The organism is Microbacterium deferens, assembly GCF_045517775.1.
Lineage (GTDB): Bacteria > Actinomycetota > Actinomycetes > Actinomycetales > Microbacteriaceae > Microbacterium.
Genome location: NZ_JBEUWT010000007.1, coordinates 21356 through 43060, shown reverse-complemented (window position 1 = coordinate 43060; position 21705 = coordinate 21356). Strand labels below are relative to the sequence as shown.

Below are 21705 nucleotides of genomic sequence, written 5' to 3'. Positions count from 1 at the left end.
GACACCGCCGGACTTCTTTTCAGTGAAATGGCCACCCAAAGTTGGGTGGCCATTTTGCGTTTACGGGCCCGTAAGCTGGCCCACCAGGAGGACCCGCCATGGCAACTGAAGACGCCGACGCTCCCCGTCGCGACGATCGCTCCGGACGGAGCGGCGATGCACGCCGCGACGCTGATCGTCGTCCGCGCTCGGACAGACCGCGGTCTGAGGGGCGACCCTCGCGGGGTGGCACTCCTCGATCCGACAGCCGTGTGGGGCGTGACGACCGCCCTGCGCGCACCGACCGTCCGCAGCGCGACGGTGCGCGCCCGCCCTACGGTGACCGGCCGCGTCGCGATGCGCCGCGCTCTGATTCCGGTGGGCGTCCGGCCGCGGGTCGGTCGTACGGCTCGTCGGACCGGACAAACCGCGATGCGCGCCCCGCGCGCGATGGTCGCCCTTCCTCAGCCGGACGTCCCGCTCGCGACGGCGCCTCCTCTCGAGACGGTCGTCCTCCGCGCAGCGATGATCGCGGTGGTCGTCCTCCCCGCAGCGATGATCGCGGTGGTCGTCCTCCCCGCAGCGATGATCGTGGCGGCCGCCCCCCGCGCGGCGATGACCGGGGAGGACGCCCCACGGGCGGCGCCGGCTACCGCGGAGCGGGTGGCGGCGGTCGGCCGTCCTCGTCGTCCGACCGTGCGTCACGCCCGCCGGAGCGTTTCCGCGAGAGCGGCCCCGAACTCCCCGAAGACATCACCGCACGCGATCTGCCCGCCCAGGCGCGCAATGAGCTGAAGACCCTCAGCAAGGAGAACGCGGAAGAGGTCGCGCGGCACCTGGCCATGGCCGCTCGTCTGATCGAAGACGACCCCGCCCTCGCGCACGAACATGCCCTCGCCGCCACGCGTCGCGCGGGCCGTATCGCGGTCGTCCGTGAGACCGCCGCCATCACCGCCTACGGCATCGGCGATTTCTCGCTTGCGCTTCGAGAACTCCGCACCTACCGCCGCATCTCCGGTCGCGACGATCAGATCGCGCTCCTCGTCGACAGCGAGCGTGGTGTGGGTCGTCCTGACCGTGGTCTCGAAGAGGGTCGTGGGGTCGATCGCTCGACGCTCCCCACGGAGGTGCGCGTCGAGCTTGCGATCGCCATGTCGGGTGCGCGGCTCGACCTCGGCGAGACCGAGCGTGCTCTGCAGGAACTCGACATCCCCGAGCTCGATCCCGACCGTGCGTTCGAGTGGAGCCCTGCGCTCTTCGCCGCGCGCGCGGCGGTGCTCGAGGAGCTCGGCCGCGACGATGAGGCGCAGCTGTGGCGTCGGCGCGCCGACGTCGCCGCCGACGCCCTCGACGATGCGTCGGGTGTCGCCGACCACGAGGTGCTGATCGTCGACGAGACCGAGGACCCTGACGCCGTCATCCCGGCGGATCCCGATGAGGACACCGCCGACCAGGGGATGTCGGACGCCTCCGACGCGGAGCCGGGAGAGGCGCCCGCCGAGGAGACTGACGCGGGCGAGCCCGTCGCGGTGTCCTCGAGCGACGAGAGCGACGAGAGCGACGAGAGCGACGAGAGCGACGAGAGCGACAAGCGCGCCGCAGCCGACGACGAGACGGACGGCGAGGACCGCTGATGTTGTGGGGGCGCTCGTCGTCCACACCGACACCGTTGGAGGGTGTCGATGTGGTGCTCGCCGACCTCGACGGTGTGGTGTACGCCGGCCCGGGGCCGATCCCGCACGCGGTGGAGAGTCTCAACCGCGCAGCATCCGACCGCCGTGTGGGGTTCATCACGAACAACGCGTCGCGAACGGATGCGTCGGTCGCCGCGCACCTCGTAGAGCTGGGGCTCACCGCGACGCGCGCCGATGACATCGTCACGAGCCCGCAGGCCGCCATGACGTTGCTCGCCGATCTCGTCGCGCCGGGCTCGACGGTGCTCGTCGTCGGTGGCGAGGGGCTCGTCGTGGAGGTCGAGAAGGCGGGCTTCGTCGTCACGCGTTCCGCGGACGATGCGCCGGCCGCCGTGGTGCAGGGGTTCGCCCCCGATGTGGCATGGGTGCACCTCGCGGAGGCGGCGTTCGCACTGAAAACGCCGGTCGAGGATGGTGGCATCCCCTGGGTTGCGACCAACACCGACTGGACGATCCCGCAGGCGCGCGGCATCGCCCCGGGAAACGGCACCCTGGTGTCGGCCGTCCACACCGCGGTCGGACGTTTGGCGACGGTAGCCGGCAAGCCCGAGGTGCCGATCTTCCGCGAGGCGGAGAAGCGTTTCGACGCGTCGAGTCCGCTGTTCATCGGCGACCGCCTCGATACCGACATCAAGGGCGCCGTCGCCGCGGGTATGCGGTCGGTGCATGTTCTCACCGGGATCGATCGTCCCAAGCACCTGCTCGCGGCGCCTCCCGATTCGCGCCCCGACTTCATCGTGAGCGATCTGCGCGAGATGTTCGAGCCGTACCCGGCGACCGTCGTGAAGGGCGCGCGCACCACGGTGGGCTCGGCGACGGTCGAGATCGACGGTGCGGATCTGCGGATCGTCTCCGAGGGCGACCGCCCCGTCGACCTCGTGCGGGCCGGGGCCGCGGCCGTGTGGAATTCCGGGCGGGCGATCTTCGGGTTCCGCGTGCCGGAGCGTCTGTACGCCGACCCGTTCTGGCGGCCGTGAGGTCGTTACGATAGCTGGATGACCGACGCCAACCGCACGGAGGACGCCGGGCCCGAGGGTTCGGAGCTGATCAGTCGGCTGCGCATCATCGAGGGGCAACCGCTGGGCGATCGCGCCGCCGCCTACGCGTCGCTGCACGACGAGCTGGCCCGTCGCCTCGAGTCCGGACCCACCGATCACCACGTGAGCGGATGACGGCGCGTCTCGACGCGGAGCTTGCCCGCCGCGGCCTGGCGCGTTCGCGTACTCAGGCCGCACAGCTGATCGCCGATGGGCTGGTGAGCGTCGACGGCGGCATCGTGGTGAAGCCGTCGGCGCGCATCGACGACGAGGCGCAGCTCGCGGTCGCCGCATCCGACCACTACGTCAGTCGTGCCGCGCACAAGCTGCTCGCCGGTCTCGACGCGTTCGACATCGCCGTGGAAGACCGGGTCGCGCTGGACATGGGCGCATCGACCGGGGGGTTCACCCAGGTGCTGCGCGAGCGCGGTGCGCGACCGGTGCTGGCCGTCGACGTCGGCCACGGGCAGCTCGACCCTCTCCTCGCCCTCGACCCCGACGTCGTGTCGATCGAAGGGTTCAACGTCAGGTACATGGATGCGGCGATCCTCGCGTCCGCGACGGGGGTCGCTGAGCGCCCCTCCGTCGTCACCGGCGACCTCTCTTTCATCTCGCTCACGCACGTCCTTCCCGCCGTCGTCGCCACCGCGGCCGAGAACGCCGACATCGTGCTGCTGATCAAACCGCAGTTCGAGGTCGGACGCACCGCGGTCAAGGGCGGGCTCGTGACAGACCCCGACCTCCGCGCGGACGCCGTGTCGACCGTGCTGTGGTCCGCATGGGATGCGGGCCTGCGGACGGCGGGGCTCATCGCTTCTCCGATCGCCGGTCTGCACGGCAATCGGGAGTATGTGGTCCACCTCGCGACGTCGTGGGGGAGCGATCCGTCAGAATGGGGAAGCACCGTGAACGAACTGACCGGAAGCCGATGACACCCAGCGATCGCAACATCCTCGTGGTCGCCCACGCGCGCCGAGACGACACCGTCGACGCCGCGAGGCGCGTGGTCTCCGCCCTTCGACAGGCGGGTGCTCGCGCCGTGTTCTCGCGCGACGACCGCGACGACCTCGAGGGCGCGTTCCCGCTCGACGGTATCGGCACCCTCGGGGAGGATGTCGCGGTCGACGAGATCGAACTCGCGATCGTGCTCGGCGGTGACGGCACCATCCTCCGCGCTGCCGAGCTCGTCCGCGGGGGGACGGCGCCCGTCCTCGGCATCAACATGGGTCACGTCGGGTTCCTCGCCGAGAGCGAGCGCGACGACATGGACGACGCCGTCCGTCGGGTCATCGACCGCGACTACCGTGTCGAGGAGCGCCTCGCGCTGTCGGTGCGGGTCAAGGACTCCACCGACGCCGTGATCTACGAGACGTGGGCGCTGAACGAGGCCACCGTCGAGAAGGCCAGTCGCGAAAGAATGCTGGAGGTCGTGATCGAGGTCGACGGGCGTCCGTTGTCGTCGTTCGGCTGCGACGGCGTCGTGGTCGCCACGCCCACCGGGTCGACCGCTTACAACTTCTCGGCGGGAGGACCCGTGATCTGGCCGTCCGTCGAGGCGATCGCCGTCGTGCCGCTCTCGGCGCACGCCCTCTTCGCGCGTCCGCTCGTCGTCGGGCCCGAGGCCCCGATCGCGATCGAGGTGCTCGAACGCACGAGCGGTGTCGGCATCCTGTGGTGCGACGGTCGCCGTTCCCACGAACTGCCGCCGGGTGCGCGGGTCGTCGTCCGCCGCTCCAGCGAGCCCGTGCGGTTGGCGCGGCTCCACCCGCCCGCATTCACCGACCGCCTCGTGCGGAAGTTCCGTCTCCCCGTGACCGGGTGGCGCGGACCGGCTCCGGAGATCTCATGATCGAGGAGATGCGACTGCGCGACCTCGGAGTCATCGCCGAGGCGACGCTGCCGATCGGTCCGGGTTTCACCGCGATCACCGGCGAGACCGGTGCCGGCAAGACCATGGTCGTCACGGGGCTCGGACTCCTGCTCGGCAACCGCGCCGACTCGGGCGCCGTGCGCTCCGGGGCGGCGCAGGCCGCCGTCGACGGCGTGTGGAGCGTTCCGGAAGACGGCGCCGTCGTCGACCGCGTCCGCGAGGCCGGCGGCGACGTCGAACCCCTCGGCGACGGCCAGGCCGAGCTCTACCTCGGACGCACCGTGTCGAGCGAGGGCCGAGGACGCGCCACCGTCGGCGGGCGCAGTGCCCCCGCCGGGGTGCTCGCCGAACTCGCCGACTCCCTCGTGGTCGTCCACGGGCAGTCCGACCAGTTGCGCCTGCGCTCCGCCGTCGCGCAGCGCGACGCACTCGACCGTTTCGGCGGCGCCCCGGTGGCCGCCGCCCTCGCCGACTACCGCGCCCGATACGAGCACTGGCGCGCCCTCGATGCGACGCTGACCGAGCTGCAGGACGACCGCGACGTCCGAGGGCGCGAGGCCGACGAGCTGCGCGCGGCGCTCGCCGAGATCGAGGCCGTCGCCCCGCTCCCCGGTGAGGACGTCGATCTCGCCCAGCGCGCCGAGCGCCTCGCGAACGCGGAGGAGCTGCGACTGGCCGCGGCCACCGCGCACGAAGCCCTCTCGAGCGAGATGGACGCCGCCGACGCGACCGCGCTCGCCGCCGACGCTCGGCGATCGCTCGAGCGCGGCAGCACCCACGATGCGACCCTCGAGCCCCTCGCCGAGCAGGCCGCCGACGTCGGCTACCGGATCGCCGACCTCGCCGCCGCCGTCTCCGCCTACCTCGCCGATCTCGACGAGTCGGGTCCGCACGAGCTGGCGGCGACCGAGGAGCGGCGCGCGGCTCTCTCGGGCCTCGCCCGTGCCCACGGCTCGGTCGACGCGGCGATCGCACTGCTCGAGACCGGGTCGGCCCGTCTCGCCGAACTCGACGACGACGGCGACCGCATCGAGCGCCTGACGGCGGAACGGGATGCCGCGGCCGCCGCGCTCGACGTCGCCGCCGCCGCCCTGACGGCCGAGCGCGAGGCCGCGGCCCTCCGGCTCGGTGCGCTCGTGACCGACGAGCTGCACGCCCTGGCTCTTCCCGATGCGACCCTCGTCGTCGAGGTGGCTCCGGGAGCGGCGAGCACCCACGGTCGCGACGACGTCACGATCCTCCTCGCGCCGCATCCGGGTGCCGACCCGCGCCCCGTCGCTCGGGGGGCTTCCGGAGGGGAGCTCAGCCGCGTGATGCTCGCGATCGAGGTCGTCATCGCGGGAGTGGATCCCGTGCCGACGTTCGTCTTCGACGAGGTCGACGCCGGGATCGGCGGTGCCGCCGCGATCGAGGTCGGGCGGCGACTCGCCCGGCTCGCCGAGTCGTCGCAGGTGATCGTCGTGACCCACCTCGCTCAGGTGGCGGCGTTCGCGGGCAACCATCTCTCGGTCGTGAAGAGCAACGACGGGTCGGTCACGGCGTCGAGCGTGAAGCGTCTGGAGGGGGCGGAGCGCGAGGCCGAGATGGCCCGCCTGCTGTCGGGACTGGCCGACTCGGACGCCGCTCTCACCCACGCCCGCGAGCTTCTCGACACGGCACGCGCGCCGCGGTGAGCGCGGGCGACGCCTCGGCCGACGCCGGTCGTCACACCCCCGGCGCGTCGACGGCGGGCTCGCCGGCGAGCGGACTGATAGCATGGAAGCCCGTGACGGACTCTTCATCTACGGGCATCTCTTCCAGCAAGACCACCAAGCACATCTTCGTGACCGGGGGCGTGGTCTCCTCGCTCGGCAAGGGCCTCACGGCCGCCAGTCTCGGCAATCTTCTGACCGCGCGCGGCCTGCACGTCGTGATGCAGAAGCTCGATCCGTACCTCAACGTCGATCCGGGCACGATGAACCCGTTCCAGCACGGCGAGGTCTTCGTGACCGACGACGGCGCTGAGACCGACCTCGACATCGGGCACTACGAGCGGTTCCTCGACATCGAGCTCAGCCAGGCTGCGAACGTCACGACCGGCCAGGTCTACTCGGAGGTCATCGCGCGCGAGCGGCGCGGCGAATACCTCGGCGACACGGTGCAGGTCATCCCGCACATCACCGACGAGATCAAGCGACGCATGCGTCTGCAGGCCAGCGAAGATCCGCAGCCCGACGTCATCATCACCGAGATCGGCGGAACGGTCGGCGACATCGAGTCGCAGCCGTTCATCGAGTCCGCTCGACAGATCCGGCACGAACTCGGCCGCGGCAACGTCTTCTTCGTCCACGTCTCCCTCGTTCCGTTCATGGGGGCGTCGGGCGAGCAGAAGACCAAGCCGACGCAGCACTCGGTCGCCGCTCTCCGATCGATCGGTATCCAGCCCGACGCGCTGGTGCTGCGCAGCGACCGGCCGGTGACCGAGTCGAACAAGCGCAAGATCGCGCTCATGTGCGACGTCGACGAGGACGCCGTCGTGAACGCGGTCGACGTGCCCAGCATCTACGACATCCCGTCGATGCTGCACGACCAGGGGCTCGACGAATACCTCGTCCGTTCCCTCGGGCTGAGCGAGGCCGCCGACGTCGACTGGTCGCGCTGGCAGAAGGTGCTGCAGGCGGTGCACAACCCCAAGCACGAGGTGACCATCGGCCTGGTCGGCAAGTACATCGACCTGCCCGACGCCTACCTGTCGGTGACCGAGGCGCTCAAGGCCGGTGGGTTCGCGCACGAGGCCCACGTCACCGTCACCTGGATCCCCTCCGACCTGTGCGAGACGCCCGAGGGTGCCGAGAAGGCGCTCGGCGGACTCGACGGCATCGTGATCCCCGGCGGCTTCGGCATCCGCGGTATCGAAGGCAAGCTCGGGGCGCTCAAGTTCGCCCGTGAGCAGGGCATCCCGACCCTCGGCATCTGCCTGGGGCTGCAGTGCATCGTCGTCGAGTACGCCCGTCATGTCGCCGGTCTCGAGGGCGCGTCGTCGAGCGAGTTCGACCCCGACAGCCCGCACCCGGTCGTCGCGACGATGGCCGAGCAGGTCGACATCCTCGACCGCGGCGATCTGGGCGGCACCATGCGCCTCGGGCTGTACCCGGCCGACCTCGCCGCGGGCTCGGTCGCCGAGGAGGTGTACGGCGCCTCCCGGGTGTCGGAGCGCCACCGTCACCGCTACGAGGTCAACAACGCCTACCGCGAGCAGCTCGCCGCGGCGGGCCTGGTGTTCTCCGGGCTCAACCCCGATCTCGACCTGGTCGAGTACGTCGAGCTCCCGCGCGACGTGCACCCGTACTACATCGCCACGCAGGCGCACCCCGAGCTCCGCTCGCGCCCGACCGCGCCGCATCCGCTCTTCCGCGGCCTCGTCGGCGCCGCGCTCGACCGTCACCGTGCGAGCGAGCTGTTCGACGTCGAGGAGTCGGCGTGACGGATGCCGCGGGTTCGGGGACCGTCGCGGGACTCCGCGACGAGTCGGTCGAGTCCGAGGTGGTGGATTCCGAGAAGGTCTACACCGGTCGGGTGTGGGACGTCCGCTCCGACACCGTGCGATACGGCGACGGTGAGATCGTGCGGCAGTACGTCGACCATCCGGGCGCAGCGGCGGTCGTCGCGATCGACGACGAGGATCGCGTCGTGCTCATCCAGCAGTACCGCCACCCCGTGCGGTTGCGCGAGTGGGAGATCCCGGCCGGGCTTCTCGACGTGGCGGGGGAGCCGCCCGCGGATTCGGTGAAGCGCGAGCTCGCCGAGGAGGTCGACCTCGTCGCCCGTCGCTGGCAGCCGCTGCTGAAGATGTACACCTCGCCCGGCGGCAACAACGAGGTGCTGCACATCTTCCTCGCCCGCGATCTCGAGGCCGCTCCCGCCGCGTTCGACCGCGAGGACGAGGAGGCCGACATCCGTGTGGAGCGGGTTGCGCTCGCCGAGGTCGTCGACGGGATCATCGAGGGCCGGTTCGGCAACGCGATCCTCATCGCCGGCGTGATGGCGGCTGCCGAGGTGCTCAGGCGGGAAGCCGCCGCGGAGCACTGACGTGCGCATCGAGCGGGCGGTCGACGCGTACCTGCGGCACGTCTCACTCGAACGGGGTCTCTCCGAGCACACGCAGGAGGCCTACCGGCGCGACCTCGCGGTGTATGCCGAATGGCTGGCCGAGCGCGGAGTCGCCGATACGTCGGGGGTGACGACGGCGATGGTCGCCGAGTTCGCGGCCGAGCGGGCGTCGGCCCACCCGCCCCCGGCGTCGTCGTCGCTCGCGCGCCTGCAGTCGTCGGTGCGGGGCCTGCATCGGTACCTCGTGCGCGAAGGCACCGAGACCGAGGACCCCAGCGGTCGGCTGCGCCCACCGAAGGCCGCGCGGCGGCTGCCGAAGGCGCTCACGGTGACCCAGATCGAAGAGCTGCTGGATGCCGCGGGCCCTGCGCCCGGCGACGACGTGCCCGCCGAGCCGGCCGCCGTTCGTGACCGGGCGCTGCTCGAGCTGCTCTACGCGACCGGGGCGCGCGTGTCGGAGGTCGTGCAGCTCGATGTCGACGATCTCGCCCACGGCGACGTCGTCCGGGTGCGCGGCAAGGGCGACAAGGAGCGCATCGTGCCCGTCGGCTCGTACGCGCGTGCCGCCGTCGACGCGTACCTGACGCGGGTGCGCCCGGCGCTCGCCGCCCGGGGTCACTCGTCACCCCGGCTGTTCCTGGGCGTTCGCGGCGCCCCGTTGTCTCGGCAGAGCGCCTGGCTCGTCATCCAGCAGGCTGCCGAACGCGCCGGCCTCGAGGCGCATGTCTCGCCGCACACGTTCCGGCATTCGTTCGCCACGCACCTTCTGCAGGGCGGAGCCGACGTGCGCGTCGTGCAGGAGCTTCTGGGGCACGCCTCCGTCGCGACGACGCAGATCTACACGCACGTCAGCGTCGAGGCGCTCCGCGACGTGTACGCCACGTCGCATCCGCGTGCTCGCTGAGCGGGCGGGTGTTTCCACCCTGTGACTTTCCTGGACGAGGTGGGGGATCACGGGTAGCGTGCCTTCAACCCCCAGGTAGGTCGAAGGAGAACCGTAATCGTGCGAGAGCCGCAGCGTCGCTGGACACCCGTCGGAATCGCGATCGCAGCGGGCGTGCTGCTCGTGGCAGCGTCGGGCACGGCCCCGGCGTTCGCGGTCGATCCCGCCGATCTCGAGAGCCGGGTCACGGTCGAGGGAGTGCGTACGCACCTCGAGGCGTTCCAGGCGATCGCCGATGCGAACGACGGGAATCGCGCGGCCGGCACCTCGGGGTACGAAGCGAGCGGCGCCTACGTCGAGGAGGTGCTGCGCGAGGCCGGGTACGAGCCGCAGCGTCAGAGGTTCGCGGCGACGGTGCAGACCATCGACGAATACGCGCTCGCGATCGACGGGATCACGTTCACCGACGACGAAGACGAGGACGGCGCCCCCGGCCCGTTCGGGCTCCCGATGGAGTACACGCCGTCGACCCCGGCAGGCGGTCTCGCCGATGTCGCCCTCGTCGCGCCGACCACGGCGACCGGGTGCAACGCCGACGAGTGGGGTGGTGTGGATGCGGCGGGGAAGATCGCCGTCGTCTCTCGCGGTGTGTGCGCCTTCGGTGAGAAATCAGTCGCTGCCGGTGCCGCCGGCGCCGTGGCCATGCTCGTCTACAACAGCGAGCCGGGCATCCTCTCCGGCACTCTCGCCGAGCAGACTCCCGACCTCATCCCCTCGGTGGGCATCCTGCAGTCTCAGGGGCAGACGCTCCTGGCGGCGATGGCCGCGGGAACCGTGACCGCCGACCTCCAGCTGCAGCAGACGCTGTCGGTCATCGAGACGTTCAACATCATCGCCGACACCCCCACCGGTGCCGCCGAGAACACCGTCATGCTCGGCGCCCACCTCGACTCCGTGGCCGACGGTGCCGGCATCAATGACAACGGTTCGGGATCGGCGGCCATCCTCGAGACGGCCGTGCAGCTCGCCGCATCCGGAGACCTCGCCAACCGCGTGCGCTTCGCATGGTGGGGTGCGGAGGAGATCGGCCTGCTCGGTTCGGCGGACTACGTCGCACGGCTCTCGGACGCCCAGGCCGATGAGATCGTCACCTACCTCAACTTCGACATGGTCGCCTCGCCGAACTACGTGATCTCGGTCTACGACGCCGACCAGTCGACGTACGAGGCCCCCGTGGACGTTCCCGAGGGATCCATCCAGACCGAGGCGGCGTTCACCGACTACTTCGACGCGGTCGGACAGCCCTGGATCGATACAGCATTCGACGGCCGCAGCGACTACGACGCGTTCATCTCCGCGGGGATCCCCGCCTCGGGTCTGTTCACCGGGGCCGACGAGGTCAAGACCGAGGAGCAGGTCGCGCTGTTCGGCGGCACGGTCGGCGAGATCCACGACCCGAACTACCACACGCCCGCCGACGACATCACGAACGTCAACGACGAGGCGCTCGGGATCATGATCGGGGCGATGGCCCACGTGACAGCGCAGCTCGCCGACGACGTCACGTCGATCACCGGCGTCGTGCCCCCGGTCGAACCGTTGCCGGAGCCTCCGGCGAGCCCCGCGCCGACCGTCACCGGCGCCCCGGCGGCCCTGGCCGAGAGCGGCGCAGAGCCGACGACGGCGTGGATGGCGGGCGCGACCCTCCTGACGGGAATCGGCGCGATGACCCTCGTCGCCGTTCGGCGTCGCAGACCGGTGCGCACGGAGTGACGTGCGGCCGGTGTGCCCGCGCGGGTGCCGGCCCCCTCACTCGGTAGCATGGGAGGCAAGATATCTAGGGCAGGTGGGTCGGTGGCGCGGAGCGCAACGAAGAAGTCGGTGACGGCTGGCGACGGCGAAGTGACCCTTGGCCCGACCGGACGGCCGTACCACGGCTTCGCGACCCCGCCGAAGCTCTCGGGGCACGGCCCGGCCCGGATCATCGCGCTGTGCAACCAGAAGGGTGGCGTCGGCAAGACGACGACGACCATCAACCTGGCGGCGGCGCTCGCCGGCTACGGCCGCAAGGTGCTGGCGGTCGACTTCGACCCGCAGGGTGCGCTCTCGGCGGGCCTCGGCATCCAGACGCACGAGTCTCCGACCATCTACGACCTGCTGCTCGACACGAAACGTGATCCGCGAGAGGTCATCGTGCCGACGCGCGTCGAGGGCCTCGACATCGTGCCGGCCAACATCGATCTGTCGGCGGCCGAGGTGCATCTCATCAACGAGGTCGCCCGTGAGACGATCCTCGCCCGAGTGCTCCGCAAGGTCTCGGCCGACTACGACGTCATCCTCATCGACTGCCAGCCGTCGCTCGGGCTGCTCACGGTGAACGCCCTCACGGCGAGCCACGGTGTGCTCATCCCGCTCGAGTGCGAGTTCTTCGCACTTCGCGGCGTCGCGCTCCTCATCGAGACGATCGACAAGGTGCGCGACCGACTGAACCCGTCGATCACGCTCGACGGGGTGCTCGCCACGATGTACGACCCCCGCACGCTCCACTCCCGCGAGGTGCTGGAGCGGGTCGTCGAGGCGTTCGGCGACGACGTGCTCGAAACCGTGATCGGCCGGACGGTGAAGTTCCCCGACGCGTCGGTCTCGGGGATGCCCATCACCGAGTTCGCGCCGGAGCACGCGGCCGCCCAGGCCTACCTGCGTCTTGCGCGGGAGCTGGTCGCCCGTGGCGCCGTCGCCTGACGCCGCCGACACTCCGCCGGTCGGCGACGACTCCGCGCCGATCGACGAGACCGGCGACGGCTTCCGTGTCTCGCTCGGCGTGTTCGACGGGCCGTTCGACCTGTTGCTGACCCTCATCTCCCAGCATGAGCTCGACATCACCGACGTCTCATTGAGCCGCGTCACCGACGAGTTCATCGCGTACCTGAAGGCGCTGGGGCCCGACGAGGACCTCGACGAAGCATCCGAATTCCTCGTGGTCGCCGCGACCCTGCTCGACATGAAAGTCGCCGGACTCCTGCCTCAGGGCGAACTCGTCGACGCGGAGTCGGTGGCGTTGCTCGAGGCGCGCGATCTGCTCTTCGCGCGGTTGCTGCAGTACCGCGCGTTCAAAGACGTCTCGGCGTGGTTCGCGTCGGGGCTGCAGGCCGAGGACCGCCGCCACGTGCGCGCCGTGCGGCTCGATGAGAAGTACCGCAACGCCGTGCCCGACCTCGTCTGGACGCACAGCGTCGACGACTTCGCCGCCCTGGCGCTGCTCGCCTTCGCACCGAAGGAGATCCCCCAGGTCGGGCTCGACCACCTGCACGCACCCCTCGTCAGCATCCGCGAGCAGGCGGCGGTCGTCGTGACGCTCCTGCGCAGTGCCGGCACCCTCACCTTCCGCGAACTGATCGCCGGGGTCGCCCAACCGGGCGTCGTCGTCGCCCGGTTCATCTCCGTGCTCGAGCTGTACCGCCACGCCGCCCTCACGTTCGAGCAGCTCGAGCCGCTGGGTGAACTCACGCTGAGCTGGAGCGCCGCGCGCTGGTCGGAAGAGAACCTCGCCACCCTGGGAGCAGATTATGACCGATGAGACACCGGCCGGCCCACCGAACGGGGGAGCGGGCACGGGATCGATCGCCCGTCGGCTCGAGGCGATCCTGCTCGTGATCGAAGAGCCGCAGAGCCTCGTGAGCCTCGCGGCCGCCGTCAGCGCGCCGGTCGCCGCGGTGCGCCAAGCGGTCGAGATGCTCGTCGACGACTACGACGGGCGGGGCACCGGACCTCGTCGCGGCTTCGAGCTGCGCGAGGTCGGCGGCGGGTGGCGGCTCTACGTGCGCGCCGAGCACGACGACCTCGTCTCGGAGTTCGTCAACACCCAGGCCCCGTCACGACTGTCGCAGGCCGCGCTCGAGACGCTCGCCGTGATCGCGTACAAGCAGCCCGTGACGCGGGGACAGGTCGCCGCGATCCGCGCCGTGAACGTCGACTCGGTCGTGCGGACGCTTCTGGCCCGAGGGCTCATCACCGAGGCGTACGCCGACCCTGAGACGGGCGCCATCCACTATGGAACGACCGATGCGTTGCTGGTCAACCTCGGTATCAACTCCCTCGACGAGCTGCCGCGCATCGCGCCGCTGCTCGACGACGGTTCGGCAGGATTCGATGCGGAGGTCGTGAGATGACGGAGATGGACACCGAGGGCGTTCGCCTGCAGAAGGTGCTGGCCAATGCGGGCGTCGCCTCGCGGCGGGTGAGCGAAGACATGATCGTGGCGGGACGGGTGCGCGTGAACGGCGTCGTCGTCACCGAGCTCGGCAGTCGCATCGATCCCGAGACCGACCTCGTCGACGTCGACGGTGTGGCCGTGCAGCTCGACACGTCGAAGCGGTACGTCATCCTCAACAAGCCCACCGGGGTGGTGAGCTCGATGCGCGACGAGCGCGGTCGCCCCGATCTGCGCCAGTACGCCGACGAATGGTCCGAGCGGCTCTACAACGTCGGTCGCCTTGACGCCGACACCAGTGGTCTGCTGATCCTCACGAACGACGGCGACCTCGCGCACGTGCTCGCCCACCCCTCGTTCGGGGTCACCAAGATGTACATCGCGAAGGTCGAGGGGCGTGTCTCGCCGCAGACGATCGCCGCTCTCACCAAGGGCATCGAGCTCGAGGACGGCCCGATCGCGGCCGACAAGGCGCGTCTGCTGGATGCGTCGGAGGACTTCAGCATCGTCGAGCTGACGCTGCACTCGGGGCGCAACCGGATCGTGCGCCGCATGATGGCCGAGGTGGGTCACCCCGTCGTCGACCTGGTCCGGCGGCGTTTCGGTCCGCTCTCCCTGGGGCCGCTCCCGGTTGGGCGCGCCCGTGAATTGACTACGATAGAGCGCGGCGCACTGCTCACTCTGTCGCGTCGTGACGGTGGCACCGAACCCGCTGCCGACGACGCCCCTCCCCGCACGGACGATCCGTCGGCCGAAGAGTGAGCATTCCACCCGCGCCGTGCCCCGCCTCGAAGGCGGGTGACCAGGAGAGACCGTGAGCGATTCGACCGCGTCGTCCGTACGCCCGCCGGTGCCGTTGGCACCGCGTGTGCGCGGCACCGTTCGTGTCGTCGGCGCCGGCCTCCTCGGCGCGAGCGTCGGTCATGCCCTCACCGCACTCGGTGTCGACGTCGCGCTCGACGACACGTCTCCCGCGCAGCTGCGCCTCGCCGTCGACTACGGCGCGGGCCGGCTTCCTCGCCCGGATGACGCGCCGGCGCTGGTCGTCGTCGCCGTGCCCCCCGACGTGACGGCCGACGTGATCGAGCGCGAGCTCGCCGCGCACCCCGGCGCCGTGGTCACCGACGTCGCGAGCGTGAAGCTCGAGCCGCTTCGCGCGCTTCAGGCGCGCGGCGTCGACCTCTCCCGCTACATCGGTTCGCACCCGCTCGCCGGTCGCGAGCGCGGCGGCGCGATCTCGGCCCGCGCCGACATCTTCATCGGGCGGCCGTGGGTGGTGTGCCGTGACAGCGAGACGACCGCGGCCGACCTCGCCGTCGTCGAGGCGCTCGCGCTCGATCTCGGCGCGACCCCGATCGAGATGACGCCCGAAGAGCACGACCGCTCGGTCGCCGTCGTCTCGCATGTGCCGCAGCTGGTGGCCAGTCTTCTCGCCGGACGCTTCGTCGACGCACCCGACGGTTCGCTCCGTCTCGCCGGGCAGGGCGTGCGCGACACCACCCGGATCGCCGCCTCGGCGCCCGAGTTGTGGGTGCAGATTTTGGGAGCGAATGCGGCGCTCGTCGTCGACGTGCTCGACGAGCTCGCCGGCGACCTCTCCCGCGTCGCCGAGGCGCTGCGTCACCCCGACGCGCCGGGTGCGCGTCGTGCCGTCGCCGACACCATCCGCCGTGGCAACGACGGCGTCGAGCGTCTCCCCGGCAAGCACGGCCAGAACCGCCGCTTCGAGACCATCGTCGTCATGGTCGACGACACCCCCGGCCAGCTCGGCCGCCTCTTCGGCGAGCTCGGTGAGCTCTCCGTCAACGTCGAAGACCTCCGGCTCGAGCACTCTCCGGGCGCGCCCTTCGGCCTCGCCGAGATCAGCGTCGTCCCCGATGCCGTCCATCGCGCCTCGGAGGGACTCCAGGCGCGCGGGTGGCGGATTGCGAACAACACCCATGACTGATCCCCGCCCGTTCGACGAGACCGTCGTCGTCGCCATCGACGGTCCGGCCGGCAGCGGCAAATCGAGCGTCTCGAAGGGCGTCGCCGCACGTCTCGGCTACGGCTACCTCGACACCGGCGCCGTCTATCGCGCGCTGGCATGGTCGATGCTCGAGGCCGGGGGAGACACCGACGACGCCGCGTCGGCGCTCGCCGCGTTCGAGTCTCTCGACGTGCACATCTCGCTCGCGCCCCACGACTTCGCGATCACCGTGGGTGGCACCGACGTCGCCTCGGCCATCCGCGAACCTCGCGTGACCGCCGCCGTCAGCGGCGTGGCGCGTGTCGCGGGCGTGCGCGAAGGTCTCAACGGCCTGTTCCGCTCGCTCGTCGCGCAGTCGGCCCGCCCCGGTGTCGTCGTCGAAGGGCGCGACATCACCACCGTGGTCGCGCCCGATGCGCCCGTCCGCATCCTGCTCACCGCCGATCCGGAGGTGCGTGCCGCGCGGCGCAGCGCCGAACTAGAGGGTCAGGATGCGGCGGCCGTGGCCGACGCGATCCGGCGGCGCGACGCATCCGATTCCACGGTCGTCGATTTCCAGACGGCCGCCGACGGCGTGACCGTCGTCGATTCCACGCACTTGGACTTCGAGCAGACGGTCTCGGCCGTGCTCGAGGTCGTCGATCAGAAGATGGGAGCCCACCATGGGCGATGAAGAAGAGTACGAGGGCGGTCCCGACCAGCTCGAAGAGAAGCTCGCCGACCTCGACGAGGAACTCGCCGAGCAGCGCGCGGCGGCCCTGCGCGCGACGCTGGACGACTTCGATCTCGACGCGGAGGATGCCGAGCTGCTCGCGGGCATCACGGCCAGCGGCGATGCGATCGAGTACCTGCCGGCGCTCCCGGTCGTCGCGATCGTCGGTCGCCCGAACGTGGGCAAGTCGGCGCTCGTCAACCGCATCATCGGGCGTCGCGAGGCCGTCGTCGAAGACACTCCCGGCGTGACGCGCGACCGCGTCACCTACAAGGCCGAGTGGGCCGACCGCCGCTACTCGCTGGTCGACACCGGCGGGTGGGAGCCCGACGCCCGCGGCATCGACAAGTCGGTCGCGCTGCAGGCCGAGGTCGCCATCGAGCTGTGCGACGTCGTGTTGTTCGTCGTCGATGCGATGGTGGGCGCCACATCCACCGACGAGCAGGTCGTGCGCCTCCTCCGTCGCAGCGGCAAGCCCGTCTTCCTCGTCGCCAACAAGGTCGACGACGCGCGTCACGAGTCCGAGGCCGCAGCGCTGTGGAGCCTGGGTCTCGGCGAGCCGCACCCGGTCTCGGCGATCCACGGTCGCGGCGTCGCCGACCTGCTGGATGCCGTCATGAAGGTGCTGCCCGAGGTCTCGGCCGTCGCCGGTCACGAGATCGGCGGGCCGCGTCGTGTCGCGATCCTCGGTCGCCCGAACGTGGGCAAGTCGTCGCTGCTGAACAAGGCCGCCGGCGAGGAGCGTGTCGTCGTCAACGAGCTCGCGGGCACCACCCGCGACCCGGTCGACGAGATCGTCGAACTCGGCGGCAAGGTCTGGCGTCTGGTCGACACCGCCGGCATTCGTCGTCGGGTGCACCTGCAGCAGGGTGCCGACTTCTATGCGTCACTTCGCACCTCGGCCGCGCTCGAGAAGGCGGAGGTGGCCGTCGTGGTGCTCGACGTCTCGCAGACGCTGAGCGAGCAGGACGTGCGCATCATCGACCTCGTTCTCGAGTCGGGCCGTGCCCTGGTTCTCGCTTTCAACAAGTGGGACCTCATGAACACCCCCGAGATGGAGAACCAGGACCGTCGCCGCTACCTGGAGCGCGAGGTCGAGCAGGACCTCGCGCACGTCGCGTGGGCGCCCCGCGTGAACATCTCGGCGCGCACCGGCCGTCACCTCGACAAGCTCGTGCCCGCGCTCGAGACGGCGTTGGAGTCGTGGGATCAGCGCATTCCGACCGGCAAGTTCAACGCGTTCCTCGCCGAGCTGGTCGCCGAGCACCCGCATCCGCTGCGCGGCGGCAAGCAGCCCCGCATCCTGTTCGGCACCCAGGCATCGACGCGTCCGCCGACCTTCGTGCTGTTCACGACGGGGTTCCTCGACCCGGGCTACCGTCGCTTCATCCAGCGTCGCCTGCGCGAGATCTACGGCTTCGAGGGAAGCCCGATCGTGCTGAACATGCGCGTGCGCGAGCGTCGTCAGCGCTGAGTCGCGTCTCGAGACGGCATCGTCTCGTCGAGATCCTCCGAATTCGGGGCGGTTTCGCCGAGACGGTGCCGTTTCGTCGTGCGGGTGTTGTGACAGGCTGGTGCGATGACGATCGTGCCGCCCGCTCCCGGTGAGCCGCGTCGCCCGCACGGGCCACGCGATCCCGGAGATGCGTGGGTCGAGACGCCCGAGGGCGAGCGCTACTGGGGGCGGTTCGGTGCCGCGGGGCTCCTCGCCCTCGATCCGGAGCGCGGGGTGCTGCTGCAGCATCGCGTGTCGTGGAGTCATCACGGCGACACCTGGGCGCTTCCCGGCGGAGCGCGTCATCAGGGCGAGTCGGCCCACGATGCCGCCCTGCGCGAATCGGCGGAGGAAGCCGGGGTTCCGGCCGGGTCGGTCGCGCCGCGGTTCGTGAACGTCTTCGACCTCGGTGTCTGGAGCTACACGACCCTCGTCGGCGATGTCGTGGTGCCGTTCGAGCCCGTGATCAGCGATCCCGAGAGCCGCGCGCTCGCCTGGGTTGCGGTCGAGGAGGTCGATCGGCGGCCGCTGCATCCCTCGTTCGCCGACGCGTGGAGGCTTCTGCGCCCTCTGCTGGAGGTGCGCCCGACGATCGTCGTCGACGTCGCGAATGTCATGGGCTCGGTGCCCGATGGCTGGTGGCGCGATCGCGCCGGCGCCGCCGACAGGCTCATCCAGCGGCTGGGCGCTCTCGCGGCGTCGGGAGTGCCCGCGTCCGCTCTGGGTCTGGGGGCGACCGGCTGGTTCACCCCGATCGTCGCGGTCGTCGAGGGGCAGGCGAAGACGGTGGATGCTGCGCCCGAGGGCGTCGTGATCGCTCGTGCCGAAGCATCCGGAGACGACGAGATCGTGGCGCAGACCGCAGCGCTCGTCGACTCGTCGACCGCGGCGCTCGTCGACTCGTCGGCCGCGGCCGGGGCGGGGGCCGGGGCCGTGGTCGTGGTCACGAGCGACCGTGCGCTCGCCGATCGGGTGCGCGCTCTCGGCGCCACGGTGCACGGCGCGGGATGGCTGCTCGACCTGCTGGCCTAGTTCGTCGGTGCTGCCGCCCCCGGTGGTGGGCGGAACCGGGCAAGTGGCGGCGAGATGTCGGCCCACGCGTAGGTGAGTGCGAGCCGCGGGACGAGCACGGATGGTTCTCCTCGTGCGGGTGGCGGGTGGAGCACGAAGTCGCCGTCGCCCTCTCGAGTGATGCGCCACCGGTGGTGGTGGAGTTGCATGTGGTGGAACCGGCAGAGAAGGATGCCGCGGTCGGTGTCGGTTCGGCCACCCTCGGAGTAGGGGTCGATGTGGTGGGCTTCGCACATCGAGGCGGGGCGGTCGCAACCGTGCCAGCGGCATCCACCATCGCGAAGGGCCAGGGTGAGGCGTTGCCCGGAGCTGAAGAGGCGCTGTTCGCGTCCGAGGCGGAGGGGCTCGCCGGCGCCGTCGACCCAGACGGTGCGGGTGCCGCTGTCGCAGGCGCGTTGTGCGGCGACCCACGCGGGGAGAGCCGCCAATCCGTCTTCGAGGTGTGCGACCGCGGGGGCTCCGTCGTGACTCGTCTGCCACGCCTGGTCGGTGACGACGATGCGTACCCCGGCTTGGCGGGTGCCGTGCACGGCTTTCGCATCGGCGAGGACGCCCGCGCGCAGGATGTCGAGGAGCAGGTCGAACTCGAGTTGCGTGTTGGTGCGCGGGTCGTCGCGCAGCTCAGCGGCGGCGGCCTTCTCGTCGTCGGCGATGAAGCGGGGTCCGCCGCGGCGAGGACGGAGGGCGGAGTCGAACACGCTCTGCAGGAAGGCGGCGGACTCGTCGTCGAAGGTGAGGTGCCCGTGCGAGACACCGTGGGTGTCTTTCCACATCCGGAACGAGCGACCGTCGAACCGCGCGGCGAACCGTTGCTCCGCTCCGTCGGGGTCGAGTCGGTCACGGATCGTGCGCGCCGCCGCCGCGAGCTCTTCGACCGTGCGGTGGGTAGCCTCTTCGGTCAGTTGCACTGCGGCCAATGACCACGCCTCGGCGAACTCCGCGTCGACGGTGCAGTCGCCAGGCGCAGGGGGATCGCCGAGACCTCGGAGGATGGCGTGGTGCTGCGCCGCACTCAGCGTTCCGGCCAACTGTGCTCGCCCGAGCGAGGCGTGCCACGGCTCACGCGCCGGTCTCGCCGTGCCCGCGTCGTCGCCGGCGTCGGCTGCATCCACGGCATCGTCAGCCGACGGTGCCCGTGCCGCGCCGAGCAGGTTCGCCCCGTCGAGCAGCGACTCGCCCAGCCGCACCTGTTTGGCGGCTTCGGTGCGGGTCGTGCCGGTGATCTCCTGCACCATACTCACTGCGCTGCGGTGGCCCTCGCCGGCGGCCACGCCATCGTGGCCCTGCTCGCGCCGCGACCGCGCGGCGAGCACTCCTGAGGCAGCGATGCGCAGCGAGGCGAGCGCTTCGATGACCCTCGTCGATTCACGGATCATGCGCAGCACGTCAGCGTCGCGCGCCTCGGCAACCGTCGTCGGCAGCGCACCGGCATCGACCTCGCCGACGACGTCGCGCAGCACACCGAGGTGCTGGTGGATGTCGTCGAAGAAGCTCATGCATACATTATCGAACATACCTACGACATCGGATGGCGAAGATGGCGCATCGGTGGATAACTCCCGTGATCGCCGCCCAGGAGGAGGATCGAACGAGGCAGGTTTCAGTACTCGAGGTCGCGTCCGCGGAGCTTCTCGATGTCGCGCCGATCGCGTTTGGTGGGACGACCGGCTCCCCTGTCGCGCACTGGCACGAAGGGCGTGCTCTCGCGCGGCGGGGGCGGGGGAGTGCGGTCTTCCGCGGCGGCCGCGGCCTGCACGGCGCCGACCCGCTTCACGATCGTCTCGCGCACGACCAACATGCGATCGAACCCGGCGATGCGCACGCGCAACTCGTCTCCGGGCCGCACCTGTTGGGCGGCTTTCGCCTTCTCGCCGTTGACGCGCACGTGGCCGGCGCGACACGCGGCGGTGGCCAGCGACCGGGTCTTGTAGACGCGCACCGCCCACAACCAGGCGTCGACGCGCGCGGATGCCGCCGTCATCGGGCGGCCGTCCGCTCTTGCCGCCGGACGGCGATCACGACGCCTGCCGCGATCAGGCCCTGGCCGACGGTGTACGTGAGCATCACGAGCGGGCTCGTCACCGGCGGCATCGCCTCGGGGGTGAAGAGGCGGAACGCGAGCAGCGTGTCGGAGGCGAGGAAGAACGCCGCCCCGATCGTGATGATCCGGTGGGTGCGAGCGGCGGTGGCGGCCGTTCCCGCGAGCACCACTCCGTAGATCGCGACGGCCACGGTCAGTGCTCCGAGGCGCGGCCAGAGCACCGCGAGCAAGATGCCCCACCACAGGGCGTAGATGATCGTCCACGCGGGAAGCGGACGCGTCGGGAGCACGCGCGCGAAGAGCCAGATGTAGGCCAGGTGGGCGAGTCCGAAGCATCCGAGCATCACCGGCAGCTCCGGTGCGAAGGGGAAGAACGTCGCCGCGCCGTCTCCGAGCCACGACAGCGCGATGGCGACGAAGAGCAGCGAGAACGGCGCGCCCCAGGCCGTGCCGCGCCCGGCCCACAGCAGCGCGATCGCCAGCGCCGGCATGAGGAGGAGCTTGGTCGGGCCGGCCAGGGCGTCGGCGCCGAAGCCGAGCGCGACGACGTGGACGACCGACAGCACCGCGTAGGGCACGAAGCCCCACGTCCACGTCGGCAGCGTTGCCGTTCGTTGCTCGTGCATGGTGTCCTCCGGGTTCGCTCCATCGTAGG

The 21705-nt window shown here is 70.8% G+C and carries 22 protein-coding genes; 19 read left to right on the top strand and 3 right to left on the bottom strand.

Annotated elements, in window-relative coordinates; genetic code table 11:
- Nucleotides 1-225 precede the first annotated feature (225 nt).
- From ABTU82_RS16625 to ABTU82_RS16535, 19 genes are all read left to right on the top strand, one after another.
- Nucleotides 226-774, top strand: coding sequence for a hypothetical protein (locus ABTU82_RS16625; protein ID WP_407174467.1), 549 nt, complete (start codon nt 226-228; stop codon nt 772-774).
- 47 nt (nt 775-821) lie between these two features.
- On the top strand, nt 822-1613 hold the full coding sequence (locus ABTU82_RS16620) for a hypothetical protein (protein ID WP_407174465.1): 792 nt from the start codon (nt 822-824) through the stop codon (nt 1611-1613).
- Nucleotides 1613-2650, top strand: a complete 1038-nt coding sequence (locus tag ABTU82_RS16615) for an HAD-IIA family hydrolase (RefSeq protein WP_407174463.1) — start codon at nt 1613-1615, stop codon at nt 2648-2650. Before ABTU82_RS16620 ends, ABTU82_RS16615 begins: the two co-directional genes overlap by 1 nt.
- A gap of 18 nt (nt 2651-2668) precedes the next feature.
- A complete protein-coding gene (locus ABTU82_RS16610; protein WP_165818042.1) occupies nt 2669-2845 on the top strand; it encodes a hypothetical protein in 177 nt (58 codons plus the stop codon).
- Nucleotides 2842-3642: a TlyA family RNA methyltransferase gene (locus ABTU82_RS16605; protein ID WP_116648863.1), complete on the top strand. Its 801-nt coding sequence runs from the start codon at nt 2842-2844 to the stop codon at nt 3640-3642. Before ABTU82_RS16610 ends, ABTU82_RS16605 begins: the two co-directional genes overlap by 4 nt.
- Complete coding sequence (locus tag ABTU82_RS16600; RefSeq protein ID WP_407174460.1) at nt 3639-4559, top strand: NAD kinase; 921 nt, start codon at nt 3639-3641, stop codon at nt 4557-4559. Before ABTU82_RS16605 ends, ABTU82_RS16600 begins: the two co-directional genes overlap by 4 nt.
- Nucleotides 4556-6253 carry a DNA repair protein RecN gene (recN, locus tag ABTU82_RS16595; RefSeq protein ID WP_407174458.1) on the top strand — a complete coding sequence of 566 codons (1698 nt, stop codon included), beginning with the start codon at nt 4556-4558 and terminating at the stop codon, nt 6251-6253. Before ABTU82_RS16600 ends, recN begins: the two co-directional genes overlap by 4 nt.
- 92 nt (nt 6254-6345) lie before the next feature.
- Nucleotides 6346-8043 (top strand): CTP synthase, encoded by a 1698-nt coding sequence (locus ABTU82_RS16590; RefSeq protein ID WP_116648865.1) that lies wholly within the window; start codon nt 6346-6348, stop codon nt 8041-8043.
- Nucleotides 8040-8648, top strand: coding sequence for an NUDIX domain-containing protein (locus tag ABTU82_RS16585; RefSeq protein ID WP_116648866.1), 609 nt, complete (start codon nt 8040-8042; stop codon nt 8646-8648). Before ABTU82_RS16590 ends, ABTU82_RS16585 begins: the two co-directional genes overlap by 4 nt.
- A 1-nt stretch (nt 8649) precedes the next feature.
- A complete protein-coding gene (gene xerD / locus ABTU82_RS16580) occupies nt 8650-9573 on the top strand; it encodes a site-specific tyrosine recombinase XerD (protein ID WP_407174455.1) in 924 nt (307 codons plus the stop codon).
- 99 nt (nt 9574-9672) lie between these two features.
- On the top strand, nt 9673-11325 hold the full coding sequence (locus ABTU82_RS16575) for a M28 family peptidase (protein WP_407174453.1): 1653 nt from the start codon (nt 9673-9675) through the stop codon (nt 11323-11325).
- A gap of 48 nt (nt 11326-11373) precedes the next feature.
- Nucleotides 11374-12294: a ParA family protein gene (locus tag ABTU82_RS16570; protein ID WP_407174451.1), complete on the top strand. Its 921-nt coding sequence runs from the start codon at nt 11374-11376 to the stop codon at nt 12292-12294.
- Entirely contained in the window at nt 12278-13129 is an 852-nt protein-coding gene (locus tag ABTU82_RS16565; RefSeq protein ID WP_407174449.1) for a segregation and condensation protein A, read from the top strand. Before ABTU82_RS16570 ends, ABTU82_RS16565 begins: the two co-directional genes overlap by 17 nt.
- A complete protein-coding gene (gene scpB / locus ABTU82_RS16560; protein WP_116648871.1) occupies nt 13119-13721 on the top strand; it encodes an SMC-Scp complex subunit ScpB in 603 nt (200 codons plus the stop codon). Before ABTU82_RS16565 ends, scpB begins: the two co-directional genes overlap by 11 nt.
- On the top strand, nt 13718-14524 hold the full coding sequence (locus ABTU82_RS16555; protein ID WP_407174447.1) for a pseudouridine synthase: 807 nt from the start codon (nt 13718-13720) through the stop codon (nt 14522-14524). Before scpB ends, ABTU82_RS16555 begins: the two co-directional genes overlap by 4 nt.
- A gap of 52 nt (nt 14525-14576) precedes the next feature.
- Entirely contained in the window at nt 14577-15710 is a 1134-nt protein-coding gene (locus tag ABTU82_RS16550) for a prephenate dehydrogenase (RefSeq protein WP_407174445.1), read from the top strand.
- Nucleotides 15703-16404 carry a (d)CMP kinase gene (gene cmk / locus ABTU82_RS16545; protein WP_116648873.1) on the top strand — a complete coding sequence of 234 codons (702 nt, stop codon included), beginning with the start codon at nt 15703-15705 and terminating at the stop codon, nt 16402-16404. The genes ABTU82_RS16550 and cmk overlap by 8 nt, the downstream gene beginning before the upstream one ends.
- Entirely contained in the window at nt 16394-17917 is a 1524-nt protein-coding gene (der, locus tag ABTU82_RS16540; RefSeq protein WP_407174442.1) for a ribosome biogenesis GTPase Der, read from the top strand. Before cmk ends, der begins: the two co-directional genes overlap by 11 nt.
- Nucleotides 17918-18022: 105 nt before the next feature.
- On the top strand, nt 18023-18970 hold the full coding sequence (locus tag ABTU82_RS16535) for an NUDIX domain-containing protein (protein WP_407174440.1): 948 nt from the start codon (nt 18023-18025) through the stop codon (nt 18968-18970).
- Here the strand turns inward: ABTU82_RS16535 and ABTU82_RS16530 are convergent.
- The 3 genes from ABTU82_RS16530 to ABTU82_RS16520 all read right to left on the bottom strand — a co-directional run bounded on the left by ABTU82_RS16530 (nt 18967) and on the right by ABTU82_RS16520 (nt 21676).
- Nucleotides 18967-20505, bottom strand: coding sequence for an HNH endonuclease signature motif containing protein (locus ABTU82_RS16530; protein ID WP_407174438.1), 1539 nt, complete (start codon nt 20503-20505; stop codon nt 18967-18969). The two genes, ABTU82_RS16535 and ABTU82_RS16530, sit on opposite strands and share 4 nt — an antisense overlap.
- Before the next feature lie 104 nt (nt 20506-20609).
- Nucleotides 20610-20990, bottom strand: coding sequence for an RNA-binding S4 domain-containing protein (locus ABTU82_RS16525; RefSeq protein ID WP_407174434.1), 381 nt, complete (start codon nt 20988-20990; stop codon nt 20610-20612).
- Nucleotides 20987-21676 (bottom strand): lysoplasmalogenase family protein, encoded by a 690-nt coding sequence (locus ABTU82_RS16520; RefSeq protein ID WP_407174432.1) that lies wholly within the window; start codon nt 21674-21676, stop codon nt 20987-20989. Before ABTU82_RS16520 ends, ABTU82_RS16525 begins: the two co-directional genes overlap by 4 nt.
- Between the last annotated feature and the right edge of the window lie 29 nt (nt 21677-21705).